At 48.0% G+C, this 13,580-nt stretch carries 12 protein-coding genes; 2 read left to right on the forward strand and 10 right to left on the reverse strand.

Going from position 1 to position 13,580, the window contains the following annotated elements; translation table 11 throughout:
* Positions 1-51 precede the first annotated feature (51 nt).
* Positions 52-2,022: a serine hydrolase domain-containing protein gene (locus tag ACFRAM_RS03625; protein ID WP_379464569.1), complete on the reverse strand. Its 1,971-nt coding sequence runs from the start codon at positions 2,020-2,022 to the stop codon at positions 52-54.
* Positions 2,023-2,237: 215 nt separating this feature from the next.
* Here ACFRAM_RS03625 and ACFRAM_RS03630 point away from each other — a divergent pair, with 215 nt between their 5' ends.
* Positions 2,238-2,666, forward strand: coding sequence for a VOC family protein (locus ACFRAM_RS03630; RefSeq protein ID WP_379464570.1), 429 nt, complete (start codon positions 2,238-2,240; stop codon positions 2,664-2,666).
* Between the two features lie 108 nt (positions 2,667-2,774).
* Here ACFRAM_RS03630 and ACFRAM_RS03635 read toward each other — a convergent pair whose 3' ends face one another.
* Both ACFRAM_RS03635 and ACFRAM_RS03640 read right to left on the reverse strand, forming a co-directional pair.
* Positions 2,775-3,134 (reverse strand): hypothetical protein, encoded by a 360-nt coding sequence (locus ACFRAM_RS03635; protein ID WP_379464571.1) that lies wholly within the window; start codon positions 3,132-3,134, stop codon positions 2,775-2,777.
* A gap of 224 nt (positions 3,135-3,358) precedes the next feature.
* Positions 3,359-3,835 carry a DinB family protein gene (locus tag ACFRAM_RS03640; protein ID WP_379464572.1) on the reverse strand — a complete coding sequence of 159 codons (477 nt, stop codon included), beginning with the start codon at positions 3,833-3,835 and terminating at the stop codon, positions 3,359-3,361.
* A gap of 189 nt (positions 3,836-4,024) precedes the next feature.
* Here ACFRAM_RS03640 and ACFRAM_RS03645 point away from each other — a divergent pair, with 189 nt between their 5' ends.
* Positions 4,025-5,098, forward strand: a complete 1,074-nt coding sequence (locus tag ACFRAM_RS03645; RefSeq protein ID WP_379464573.1) for an LLM class flavin-dependent oxidoreductase — start codon at positions 4,025-4,027, stop codon at positions 5,096-5,098.
* 226 nt (positions 5,099-5,324) lie between these two features.
* Here ACFRAM_RS03645 and ACFRAM_RS03650 read toward each other — a convergent pair whose 3' ends face one another.
* From ACFRAM_RS03650 to ACFRAM_RS03680, 7 genes are all read right to left on the reverse strand, one after another.
* Positions 5,325-5,825 (reverse strand): MgtC/SapB family protein, encoded by a 501-nt coding sequence (locus ACFRAM_RS03650; RefSeq protein WP_175372469.1) that lies wholly within the window; start codon positions 5,823-5,825, stop codon positions 5,325-5,327.
* A 29-nt stretch (positions 5,826-5,854) separates the two neighbouring features.
* A complete protein-coding gene (locus ACFRAM_RS03655; protein WP_379464574.1) occupies positions 5,855-6,889 on the reverse strand; it encodes a LacI family DNA-binding transcriptional regulator in 1,035 nt (344 codons plus the stop codon).
* Between the two features lie 24 nt (positions 6,890-6,913).
* Positions 6,914-7,951: an ABC transporter ATP-binding protein gene (locus ACFRAM_RS03660; RefSeq protein WP_175372467.1), complete on the reverse strand. Its 1,038-nt coding sequence runs from the start codon at positions 7,949-7,951 to the stop codon at positions 6,914-6,916.
* Positions 7,948-8,991 (reverse strand): ABC transporter ATP-binding protein, encoded by a 1,044-nt coding sequence (locus ACFRAM_RS03665; RefSeq protein ID WP_379464575.1) that lies wholly within the window; start codon positions 8,989-8,991, stop codon positions 7,948-7,950. The genes ACFRAM_RS03660 and ACFRAM_RS03665 overlap by 4 nt, the downstream gene beginning before the upstream one ends.
* A gap of 32 nt (positions 8,992-9,023) precedes the next feature.
* Complete coding sequence (locus ACFRAM_RS03670) at positions 9,024-10,169, reverse strand: ABC transporter permease (RefSeq protein WP_175372465.1); 1,146 nt, start codon at positions 10,167-10,169, stop codon at positions 9,024-9,026.
* Between the two features lie 2 nt (positions 10,170-10,171).
* On the reverse strand, positions 10,172-11,170 hold the full coding sequence (locus tag ACFRAM_RS03675) for an ABC transporter permease (RefSeq protein WP_175372464.1): 999 nt from the start codon (positions 11,168-11,170) through the stop codon (positions 10,172-10,174).
* Between the two features lie 193 nt (positions 11,171-11,363).
* Complete coding sequence (locus tag ACFRAM_RS03680) at positions 11,364-13,325, reverse strand: ABC transporter substrate-binding protein (RefSeq protein WP_246317184.1); 1,962 nt, start codon at positions 13,323-13,325, stop codon at positions 11,364-11,366.
* Between the last annotated feature and the right edge of the window lie 255 nt (positions 13,326-13,580).

The raw sequence follows: 13,580 nt of genomic DNA on the forward strand, positions 1-13,580 counted from the left end.
TCCTCTCTCAAGCTTCCATTATAAGTGTTTTATGCTAGGTAAGAAATGTCCTTAACCGAACTGCCAGCCCAGCAGGTTCCAATGATAGAAAAACACAACCAACGTCACTGCTGAAAGTGTCACGAGCGTATAGTGAACACGCCGGAATGTTGTCCAATACCTGTTCTTCCAGACTAGTATAACCCCTACCAATAATGCCAGCGTCAGACCCACAAATAGGATCGGCATGACCAAACTGAGATAAAGCGCGGTACTGATGCCGCTAAGCTTCGTCATGAGGTCCATTGACATCACTACCAGAAATAGCGTAACGAAGGAGAGTAATCCCCAGCCAGAAGCCGCTGCCGACAGTCGGAACGCCCACTTCTCTGGAACAGACATTGCCTTGATCTTGCGTCTGCCAAAGATAAATCCTAGTATTGCTGTGATGAACATAAATGCTGAAATTCCAAGTAATGTGAACCAGAAACTGGTCTGATCCATTAGCGGCGTCCGCTCCAGCGGCATATCCGGGATAGCCCCCAAGATCATATGTGTGACCTTGCCGGAATCATCAGTGCGGAAGGCGATTTGTTCAGTGCCCCCGACATGCTGGAACAAATTCTCACCAATAGGGGCGTAAAATGCTTGTTCACTGCCGCTTCCCAGGGACAATTTATTATCGGATATGGTGACATTGAACTGTACAAGAAAATTGAAAAATTTATCGATATCACTGAAATTACGGCGTGTAAATTCATAGGAACCCGCATACTTTTGAACCGATTCGGCAGTAATTGAAGATTCTACTGGCGTCTCTTGAAGGGGTGCAGGGTAGTATTTGTTGAAAAAGGCTTGAATCAGACCTTCTGCCGACTCACTTCCCGAACCTCCGCTATAGGAGAGGAATATACCTATATTTTTGGCCGGAACCAGGTATAATTCAGTATTAAACATCGGATCAGAACCGCCATGGGTAATAAGGGTCAAACCGTTGATGCTCTTCTCAGCAAACCCAAGTGTGACTCCCGGCATACGTTTATCGAATTGGTACGCCGTTGCATGCATTAACCCAGCAGTATTGGCGCTAAGGATTTGCTTGTCCCCATACCGTCCATTCTGCAAATGAGCAATCATGAAATGTGCCATATCCACTGCCGAAACAGTACCCGACCCAGCCGGACGGAAGCCTGCTTCATATGTAGGCGTACCGGGGGTAAAGCTGCCGTTCTCACTGTTGTAACCCACAACTGCGTAAGGCTTGAACGCTTCCGGCAACGGCTCCTGAACCGTCGCATATTTCATATCCAGCGGATCGAATATATTCTTTTTAACATAATCTTCATAAGGCATTCCGCTGACATCTTGCACGATCAGGCCCGCCAATGCGGTGCCGTAATTGGAATAGGAGCTCATCTCACCTGGAGCTCTCACCCGGGCCAGCCTATGCTTTTCCAGCGTTTCCGAGATCGAACCTGGCAATTTAGCAGGGTCCGTCGTGATCTGATACCCTACGCCCCCCTCTTCAAACCCCGCTGTGTGTGTCATCAAATGGCGCATCGTGATGGGCTCGGGATAGGTATCCGGTACCTTAAAGTCTTTCAGATAGGTATTCACATCGGTGTCCAGATCAATCTTGCCTTCCTCCACCAGTTGCATAACCGCCGTCCAAGTGAACAGTTTAGTGGTTGAGGCGATCCGGAACATGCTGGTCTTGGGATCAACCGGTGCAGCTTTCTCCAGATTAGAGCTTCCATAACCTTTTGCCAAAATAATCTGACCGTCTTTGACGATCGAAATAACTGCGCCCGGGATATGCAGCCGGTTCATATCCTCTTCCATGATTCCGTCCACGAACGTAGTTAAGCTTGTGGTATCATCCAGATTGGCTGGGGCTTCGATCTGATGCACCAATGACTTGGCCTGCCCGGCTGCTGCCGATACTGACATCCGTGGAAATGCCAAACTAGACAGAATTCCGCTGCCCAGGACAGCCAAAATGATCAGACAAGCAACAATTCTCTTTTTCAGGGTTGTGAACATGATTATCCTCCATATGATCCGTTATACATTGGACGGTCAACCGCTCCAACATGTTTAGAGATTATCAGAGGTTTGTGAATAGAAAGTTAACAACACTATAATATTTAAGCTATACCAAACTTCCCGCCATTTTACTATATAGGACAAGTTTTGATTATCAAGAATTGAAATGATACAATATGAGCGATCCATTTAAAACTGAGGAGTGAAGAACTTTGGCCATTGACGTGTATCTTAATTTTGAAGGAAATTGCCGTGATGCTGTAGAGTTTTATGCGAAGACTTTTGAAACGGGACAACCGCAAATTATGACCTTTGGCGATACACCACCAGATCCGAACTTCCCTCTTCCGGAGGAAGCAAAAAATCTGGTTATGCACGCAAGATTGAGCATCAATGGCAGCAACGTCATGTTCTCCGACACCTTCCCAGGAATGTCGTTCATCCAAGGCAACAATATCAGCCTGTCTTACAGCAGCAAGAATATCGAGGAGATCAAGTCCCTCTTCGGTAAACTGGAGGATGGCGGCACGGTGGGCATGGAACTGCAGGAAACGTTCTGGAGTAAGTGTTATGGCAACCTCACCGATAAATTCGGCATTCAATGGCAGTTTAACTATGACAACGGAGAATTTCAAGGCTAGCTCTTTTCTTTTTGAAAAAAACAAATTAAATGAAAACGGCCTGTCCGCAGACTTGCGGCAGAGTCGTTTTTTGTTGTTTATGCCGCTGGCTGGCACCCTTGTCACCACTCAAGCTCTGAACAGGATGATCAGCTCGGTAAGCAGGATCAGCCCCGCTGTGAAGATACCGACAGAATGTACCAGAGTCAGTACTTCGGTATAGCTCTCTTTGCGAAAATGTGAGGTGATCGCCACGGTCCATAGTACGCCGAAGAAGAACGCTGCCATACCGGAGATGTCTTCCGTTCGCACTTTGCGGCTCTTGTAAAAGAATCCTGCAAGACCGATGATAGTGTAGGCAATATAGATGACAAGCTCCAGGGTGGTAATGGTAGGTGTAGGGCCAGACGGAAGCACATGTAGCAGACTGTATTGGAGGCCAAGCCCTAAAAATACGAGCAAGTTAAAGGAGATTTTCTTCAAATACATAACCGTTCTCCTTTGATATAATTTATTTATAAAACAAAAGATAACGCTTACATTGTAATTGTAATTCCATCCTTTTACAGTGACATATGTCTGCTCACCTTAACGCCCCTGAACACAAACAGACCGAAGCATAAAAATCATGCCCCGGCCTGTGAATCACCTATGTGATTACGCTAAGTTCAGTCCCCGCAATTAATCCAGCTTGCTGTCGATAAAGCCGTTATCTATATCTGCTTTAAGAAGGTCTCGATCTGCTTCCGGTGATGCTTGTCATGCGGGAGAAAGCCCCGCAAATGCTTGCGGATGCTGAACTTCTTGCGGTCTCCGTCTTTGTATTCCTGTATGTATTCCTCTTCGGTTAATCCGGTAATAGTATCTAGAATGCGGGTTCGTTGCAAAATACAATCTTCTGCTACCTGCAGGGCAGATAGCGACTTCGCATGCTCAACAGCATTGGCATTAAATTCATTGAAGTCCAGATGTCTTGATGTTAAGGGCTGGCCCAGCTTGATCTTCTCAATGGCTTCCTCGTAAAAGTACTTGTCCCACAGCATAATATGACAAATAATATCCTTCACTGTCCATTTCCCTTCACCGATCGGTGTAGTCCAGTGTGCTTCAGGCGCTTCTTTCAAAGACTCCACGAAAGGGAGAAATGACTGAAATTCGAGTACCATCTGCTCATTGGTTTTGACTGCCATACACATAACCTCCAGTTATATTGTCAGCAATTCCGGTGTTCTATTGCTTGGCTGCAGGTTCAATTGTACCAGAATTCACAGGTAAATAACTACAAATATTCCAATGCACCAAAACAAAACTTACTTACTAAAGTTGAGAAACATTAAAAAGTATAGTAATATAAAATTATAAATAAGGAGGCGATTGCAGTGGCTGAACCAGCAAACCGCATTGAAATAGGAATTAGTACATTTCTGGAAACAACCCCCGATTTGAAAACGGGTGAAATTATGAGTCATGCGCAGCGGATGCGCAACGCTGTAGAGGAGATTGTGCTGGCCGATCAGGTTGGCCTGGATGTATACGGCATCGGGGAGCATCACCGGGCGGATTATGCGGGCACCGCTCCAGAGATTGTGCTTGCGGCCGCAGCCTCTGTAACGAAACGTATCCGGCTGACCAGCGCCGTGACCGTGTTATCCTCGGCCGACCCGGTCCGTGTCTATCAGGGCTTCTCATCGCTGGACGGCCTCTCAAACGGCCGGGCAGAGATTATGGCAGGACGCGGCTCGTTCACAGAGTCCTTCCCGCTCTTCGGCTACAGCCTGGATGACTATAACGAGCTGTTCGAAGAGAACCTGGAGCTGCTGTTGGCGATTCGCAAATCCGAGAAGGTTACATGGCGCGGCGGGCATCGCCCGGCCATCCATAACCTCGGTGTCTATCCGCGCTCCGTTCAGAGCCCGCTGCCGGTCTGGATCGGCACCGGAGGTAACCCGGAGTCCGCCATTCGTGCGGGCGTGCTGGGTCTGCCTGTCGCCTTCGCGATCATCGGCGGCATGCCAGAGCAGTTCGCGCCGCTCGTCCGGCTGTACAAAGAGGCTGCCGCAAAGGCCGGGCATGATCCTGCGAAGCTGCAAATCGCCACCCATTCACACGGCTTTGTCAGCGATACGACTGAGCAGGCTGCTGAGCTGCTCTACCCGCCGATTCAGGCCCAAATGAATGTCATCGGGCGCGAACGCGGCTGGAGCCAGCCTTATAGCCGGGCGACCTTCGACGCCGCCCGCAGCCTGCGCGGCGCCCTGTATGTCGGCGACCCGGAATATGTCGCAGAGAAAATCATTCTGCTGCGCAAAAACCTGGGCATTACCCGTTTCTTCCTCCATTTGAGCGCAGGTACACTGCCACATGAGGAGCTTATGCACGCGATTGAATTGCTGGGCACCAAAGTCGCACCTATTGTACGCAAGGAATTGGCACGCATCGAGGGTTGGGAATAATCGAATTGGACTTCGAATTGAAATTGGAAACGAGCTGCCTCATTAATGAGGGCAGCTCGTTTTTTTACAGCAATATGCTATATAGATTGAACAAAAAAATAAGGGGAACGGAATGGAGGGAAAGTTGGAACTGAAGGAGCGATAGCGGCCGCCTAAAAGCTTTCCGAAGGAAAGCTCGCTTCGGAAGCATGGGCTCTCCGGATTTTATCCGCGAATAGCGGTACAGCTATGCGCTTAAATCCTTCTTTTCCTCCTTGGATTCCAGCTTCTTGTGCTCCCATTTCTCAATCCACCCGCCTACACGGATGAAGAAGAAAGCCACTACAATCGAGAACGTTACAATCCCATAGAAACCGGCCCCGGTTCCAATGCCAACTCCGCCTGCGAACAAGATCATCGCCGCAGACGTTAAGCCTTTTACTTCAAAGCCAGCCTTCATGATCAGTCCTGCACCAAGAAAACCGAGACCGGAGACAATCTGCGCCGCCAGACGCATGGGGTCCATCATCGTCCGGTTATGCAGCTGGCCGTATACTTCAACACTTTCAATAGATACGATTGTAATTAAGGCAGAGGCGACCGTGACGAATGTGTACGTCTTCACACCTGCCGGCTTGTTCTTGTGAGTCCGGTCGAACCCGATCAGCAGCCCAAGAACGGCACTGATCAGAATCCGAACGTAATATTCAAAAGGTACGGCATGGCCAATCGATGTAATCGCTGTCATTTGTTACCTCGCTAACCTGGAACTCCCGGTTACGTTTTATTGACTGGAGCGCAAGAGTCTCTTTCAATAAATTTGCTAGGGACGGTCCAGTTATTGTCATATTCCCCTTCCAGCACACCCAGTTTATGCATAAGCAGTCTTACCGACTGTACCCCGAGTTCAGAGGGTTGCAGATCCATTCCCGTCAAAGCAGGTCTTACCTGATGCATCATGGTCAAATCGCCGCAGATCACGAATAAAGAAATATCCTCCGGTACAGAGAGACCGGCTTCGTTGATGGCGTTGAGCGCGCTGAGCGCCGAACGATCATCATCGGCAATGATTGCTGTTACCCGCTCAGGATGATTCTTCAAAGTACGCATCGTCTCATCATACCCATATTTTATATACTCATCAGAGTGAATGTCTGGCTTGCTATAGATCATCTCCGGCTGTACAGTTATTCCGTGTTCCTCCAATACCCGTACAAATTCCTCCATCCGCTCAATCCCCACGGTCATTCGATCCCCAGCATTCAGGAACATAATATTATGGTGACCCAAACCGATCAGATACTCACAGATATATCGAATGATGCCCTTGTTATCATTGTTGACGGTAGACACATCCTGGATTCCCTCGTTGATGATTCTGCCCACGGTGACGAACGGAATCTCATTCTGGTGCAGGAGATTTATCCGGTCATCCTCTTCCGTTGGACCGAGCACAATCGCCCCATCGATAGGGTAGCTGGCTAGCGAAGGCGTCTTGACCTCACCCGTCGGAATCATATCCAGCAGCACACGGTATCCGTAATTGGAGGCTTCCAACAACACCCCGTTAATAAATTGATTATGGAACATGCTAAAAAAGAATTTACGGTGCGGAATCATCAGCCCGATCGCCATTGTTTTCTTGGTGACCAGGCTTCTTGCTATATGATTCGGCACGTAATTCAGTTCTTTCGAGACTTGAAGCACTTTCTCCGTTACCTTCTTGCTCGTGGGTCTCTTCTGACTGAATACGTTGGATACCGTTCCTTTGGATACACCCGCCAGGCGGGCCACATCGTCAATCTTCGCCATTTTAGGAATACCCTCTCTTCAACACTAGTTCACTTGCAACTCGGCAGACTCAATGGGAACGCCGCGAAGCTGAAGCTTCTCTGCATAATGACATGCAGCAAAATGATTATAACCTACTTCACGAAGCTCAGGCACTTCCTGGATACATTTCTCTGTCTTATAAGCACAGCGGGGGTGGAAATGGCAGCCGCTTGGCGGATTAGCTGGATTCGGCACTTCTCCCTCCAGAATGATCCGCTCCTTCTTGAATTCAGGATTCGGCTGAGGTACAGCCGACATCAGAGCCTCCGTATAGGGATGCTGAGGATGTCCGAATAGCGATTCCGTTGACGCCAGCTCCACGATTCTGCCCAGATGCATTACGGCTACCCGGTCAGAAATGTTCTGTACGATAGAAAGATCATGCGAAATGAAAATATAAGTGATCTTGTATTGCTCCTGCAAATCTTTGAGCAGGTTAATAATCTGTGCTTGAATCGAGACATCGAGCGCGGATACCGCCTCATCACAGACAATCAGCCTAGGCTGTGTAATCAGCGCGCGTGCGATAGCAATCCGCTGCCGTTGTCCCCCGGAGAAGGCATGGGGATATCTTTTTAAATAACCTACATTCAGTCCGGTTTTCTCGGCAATCTCGGTGACCTTAGCCTCCACCTCATCCTTGCTCAGCTTAAAATTGGCAATCAGCGGCTCGGCAATAATATCAAACACGTTCATCCGCGGACTAAGTGAGGAATACGGGTCCTGAAAAATCATCTGAATATCTTTTCGGTAAGCCTTGATTCCTTTACGGTCAAGCTTAAGATAATCAACGGCCTTCTCATCCTCTGCATGATAGACGACACTGCCCGAAGAGGCATTAACGCCCCTGACGATACACCGCCCAAGCGTCGTTTTTCCACAGCCGGATTCTCCGACAATACTAAGCGTCTCCCCTTCAAGCAATTCGAATGAAATATCATTCAGGATATGAACAGGCTTTGGCTTTTTGAACAACGCTTTGTCGGATTTGACTTGAAAGCTCTTGTTCAGCTTGAGGACTTCAAGGATAGGTTTGGTCATTGTACTTCTCCTTCTCTCTGGTCCGCGTACAGGAAGCATCTAACCATGTGCTCGTCAGAAATTGTGATTTTCGGTGCAGACTGTGCATTACATACGCCTTCGATCCGGTCTTTGCAACGGTCATAAAATCCGCACATCGGCGGCATGTTTATTGGCATTGGGACAGAACCTTCAATGGAATCCAGCCGTTTACTCTTGTTCCCGCCTAGTCTAGGCATGGATCGGAGCAAGCCTTTGGTGTAAGGATGCTTCGGATTATTGAAAATTTCTTTCACCGGTGCCTGTTCCACGATTTTCCCAAGGTACATCACCGCGACCTCATCGCACATCTCGGCGATAATTCCTAAGTCATGAGTCACCAGCAGAATCGCCATGCCGAACTCCGCCTGCAGACTTTTCATGAGTTCCAGCACCTGCGCCTGAATCGTCACATCGAGCGCTGTCGTCGGCTCGTCAGCAATCAGAATCTCCGGGTTGCAGGACAGTGCCATTGAGATCATCGCCCGCTGGCGCATCCCTCCCGAGAATTCATGCGGGTATTGATCAAACCGTTTCGCCTGGTCGGAAATGCCGACTTTGCTGAGCATCTCCAGCGCGATTCGCTTCGCTTCTTTCTTGTCCTTCGTCTGGTGAGTCCGGATCGCTTCCATAATCTGATTCCCGATCGTATACATTGGCGAGAAGGCCGTCATCGGCTCCTGGAAGATCATCGAGATTTTCCGGCCTCGGATAGAACGAATCTGCTTGCCAGTGGGCTTAAGGGATAAAAGATTTAGACCATTCAGCGCCGACTCTGATTCCGAATTGTAAGTGATGGTTCCGCTCGTTTCACATTCCTTCGGATTAATGCTGATAATAGAACGGCTGGTTAAGCTTTTACCGCAGCCGGATTCACCGACGAGGCCCAGAGTTTTACCTTTGTAAATATTGAAGTCTACCCCATCCACGGCATTCATGATGCCACTTTCCATCTGGATCTTGATCTTTAAATCCTGAACGGACAGTAAAGGTTGCTCCTTATGAGCCGCTTGAGTTGCCATGCTATCCCCTCGCTTGCCTAGTATTTGTGACATTATTTTTTGTACGGGTCAGCTGCGTCGCGCAAGCCGTCACCAATGAAGTTATAGGTCAATACGGTCAGAATGACTGCACCCAGTGGAAGCAGCTTCCATGGATACAAGGCCACGTTCTCGATCTTTTGGGCCTCCTGCAGCAGCACACCCCAACTGGTCGCCGGCGAACGGACACCTAGCCCGAGGAAGCTCATGGCTGTCTCCCCCAGGATCATGCTGGGGATGGCCAAGGTCGTCGCTACGACCAGATAGCTCATAAAGCCGGGCAGTAAATGCTTTACAATAATCTTCGTATTGCCTACGCCAGCAATTCTTGCCGCTACCACATAATCTTCATTCTTGAGCGAGATGAACTTGCCTCTGACGACACGCGCCAGATCCGTCCATCCAATGAACGCAAAAATGATAACGATGTACAAATACATGGTCACCACCGGAATACGTGGCGGAATTGCAGCAGATAAAGCCATCCATAACGGCAAGGTAGGGAAGGAACGAATAATTTCGATTACACGTTGAATTAGGGAATCAAGCCAACCACCAAAGTAACCGGAGATGCCGCCGATAATTAATCCCAGAATAAAGCTGATGCCCACGCCGACTAAAGGAATGCTGAGCGAGATTTGACTGCCCAGCACAATCCGGGAAAACAAATCTCGGCCCATACCATCCGTACCGAGCAAGAAGATTCGCCCTGGCTCTTCTACCGCGAACAAATGGGTCTTCATCGGGATCAGGCCCAGAAATTTATATTCCTGTCCTTTCACGAAGAATTTGAAAGAGTGTCTAGTCTCTGTATCCGCAACAAACATTTTGCGTAAGGTTTCCGGGTCGCGTTCCGTCTTCAGCCCATAAACAAACGGTTTGATGTGAAACTTGCCTTCCGCATCCACAAACCGGAGACCCATAGGCGGAGCATTGACGTATTTACTGTCATAGCTTTGCAGATCGTATGGCGCGATGAATTGCGCAAACAAAGCTACGAGGTATAGTAAACCCAGAATGTACATACTGATCCGAGCCAGTGTGTGCTTCTTGAACTTCTGGTAAATCAGCCGCCATTGCGAGCTGTAAACCGTGTCTTTAGGTGCCGCGGTGACTGGGGCTGCTGGTTTTTGACCTTTGAATAACGGTAGTGTTCTCATGATTAAGATCCCCTGAACTCTGTACGGATTTTTGGATCAAGCCAAGCTAGCAAAATATCGGAAATCAGGGTTCCGAGTACTGTCAGCAAAGCCATAATCAATAGGAAGGTTCCGGCAAGGTACATGTCCTGCCCCAACAGGGCGTTATGCATAACCGGACCTTGAATCGGCAGGTTCAATACAATTGCTGTAATGGTCGCGCCCGTAAAGATCGAGGACAAGGACCAGCCAAAGGTACTCACAATCGGATTCAGGGCTGCACGCGTCGGATACTTGAACAAGATTTGCATCTCTGACAAGCCTTTGGCGCGGGCAGTAACCACATTCGGTTTATTCAATTCGTCAAGCATCTGACCCCGCATAATGCGGACCAGATCTGCCGTACCTGAAAGCCCGATGACGATAACAGGAATGACCATATGCTGCATTAAGTCTTTAACTTTGTCCATCGACCACGGCGCATTTACGTATTCAGGGGAGAATAAGCCGAGTAACGGGTTGCCAAACCATTTATAGGACAGGAACATCAGAATAATCGCCAGCAGGAAGTTTGGGGTAGCCATCCCGATAAAGCTCAAGCCAGAGAAGAAATAATCTCCTACGGAATACTGCTTGACTGCTGTGTAAATCCCGATGGGAATCGCAACGATATAATGAAAGGCCATAGTAACTAGGGAGACAACCAGCGTCAGACCCATATATTGCTGAATGACGGCCATAACCGGCTTGTTATAGTTGAACGAAAATCCGAAATCGCCATGCAGAATGATTTTTTTCATCCACATAAAATACTGCTCATAGATCGGCCGATCCAGGCCCAGATTTGCCCGCATCTGATCCATTTCCGCCTGGCTCATAATATCGCCGGAAGCGGACATTTTGGCCGCATAGGAGGAGACATAATCTCCGGGCGGCAATTGAATGATATAGAAGACGATGAAGGAGATTAAGACCACCACAGGTATCGCCAGAAGAATTCGTCTAATAATGTATTGAAACACTTTGCAATCCTCTCCTCTACAACACTTAATGATACAAGTAGAAACGGCTTTGCCGTCCGCTAAGGGACGGTATCCGTTTCAGCGAGAAAATATAAGGATAATTTATACGTAAAACATATAAATCCTTATATTTCAAAAGGAAACAATAGCGGGGATGTGATCCCCCGCTATTGCCACAAGAAAGCTTCAAAGCTTATTGCTTGATAAAGAATTGCGCTGGATGTCCTTGGCCCAGGGAACGATATTCGTCACACCAGATGGCGTCGGTAGGAATGTTGTGAATCTTATTGTTGGCAACAATCAGCACTGGCGTTGGTCCTGCATAACCAATCACCCATTGGTTCTTCTGATGCAGCTTCACGATTTCATTGCTGTAATTGTTGATATCCTCAAGCGTTTTGCTTGATTTCACTTTATCCCAATACTCCAAGATCTTCGCTACATCACCTTCCGGTTTAACGCCTTCTTTACCGCCGGATTGCGTGTAGAGTCCATAATGACCAAGCCATGGCGTCATAACACGAAGCGGAACGAGGGTATCCGGACGGAAGGCTACGTTAGCGACAGAGATGTTCTCAGTATGCATTGGAATCTGGTTGGCGTACTTCATGTCGAATTGGGTAGTACCATCCACGATCTTCACATTCGTTCTGAGACCCATTTCTTCATAGTACTTCTTGAGCAGCTCCAGGAATGGCGCATTGTCAGTGCTGCTTTCTACAATGGTCAGCGTCAGTTCCGAACCGTCAGCATTGGTACGGAAATTATTCTTATCACGCTTGGTGAGACCCAGTTCATCGAGGATCTTGTTCGCGCGTTCCGGATCATATTCAGCCCACTGTTTATCCCAGCCTTCCTGATACCCCATAACCCCTTTCGGAACAGAAGCCTGTATCGGCTCGCCGAGTCCGTTGGTTACGATCTCAGAGACTTCGTTCCGGTCAACCCCAATCGAAAGTGCTTCCCGGAATTTAATATCCTGGAACAGCTTGCGCAGGTTCGGATCTTCTGTCGTCTGGTTCAATTGAATACCGGCACTGGACCAGGATGGCTGTGTCCATGGAATGATGCGGAAGTCGCCTTTTTTCTCATTTTCCTTTAGGACTGTGAAGTCCTTGGAATCAAAAATGGTCAAGTTATAATCGCCGGAAAGTGTACCTAACACCTTTTGGCTTGGATCTTGAATTTTAGTTGCTACAATCCGGTCAATGTATGGTAGCTGCTTACCTTCTTTATCTGTTTTCCAATAGTAAGGGTTGCGCTCCATCACGAATTGGTCACCGTTAGGATCATTCGTTGGTACCCAAGCACGGAGTGTCGGGATTTGGTAGTGCAGCCAGTCCGTATACCCGGTCTCCATGAGGAAGGTTTTCGGATCTTCATAGCCCCACTCTTTGGTGATCTCCAGTGTCTTCGCATCGCCTACAAATTCAGGCAGGATCGTCTTATGGAAGTGTGCCGGAGCAAAGAACCACTTGTTGTCAATGGCCACACGCTCCAGGAAGAGCACGCTTGGATACTTGTGAGTCACTGTAAAGGTGTAATCATCCACCTTCTTGACTTCTGCCAGCGCTCTATCGCCTGTTGCCGGATCGACGGAATAATAGGCATCGTAAATCTTTTTACCGAAAGTCTCTTTGGTCAGCATGTGCTCCCAATAGAAGAGGACATCATCGGCTGTGAAAGGAACACCGTCAGACCATTTCATGCCTTCCCGCAAATGAATGGTGAACACTGTGGAATCCGCGTTAACTTCATAGCCTTTGGCTACGTTTGGTTCAACCTTATTGCCTTCCTGATTGAAGCGGAACAGTGCTTCTTCAGTCGGTTGACCAATCCCCCACTTGTCAGCTACGCCATTCCAGGGCATCTTCCAGTCGCCGCCATACTCTCCGATTTCATCAACGACATTCTCAACCATAATGTCCTTGGCAGCCGGAAGACGCTCTTCCAGTTTGGGCAGCTTTCCTTCAGATACCAGCTTAGCCAGATTAGGCGACTCTTTAGTGTTATTATTCTCTTTGACGATCGTTTCTTTCACATCCGGCGATTCCTTAACCTTCTCAGCTACGTTGTTAGACGAAGAGAATGAACATCCTCCCAAGGCCGTAGTCATAAGGATAAGGCCAATTAACAATTTGCTTCCCCTTTTCAAGTTAACCCCTCCGTGTTTAGATTTACGATTTGTCCAGCGGAACTTGCTCTAGTTGTCTCCCACCTCCCAAGTGGAATTAAACCGATTTAACATAAATATAGAGTGCTATGTAAAATCGACATTAAACCGGTTTAATAGGAGCTTTAAAAAAATAATGGGCCTGTGACTTACCCCACATTAAACCGGTTTAAATATCGTTAATACCAAAATGAAAACGCTTTATTTGTATAATACATGGAATTAAGCGCTTAATCA

The organism is Paenibacillus sp. NPDC056722, from assembly GCF_042790635.1.
In the GTDB taxonomy this organism is placed as follows: domain Bacteria; phylum Bacillota; class Bacilli; order Paenibacillales; family Paenibacillaceae; genus Paenibacillus_AQ; species Paenibacillus_AQ agri.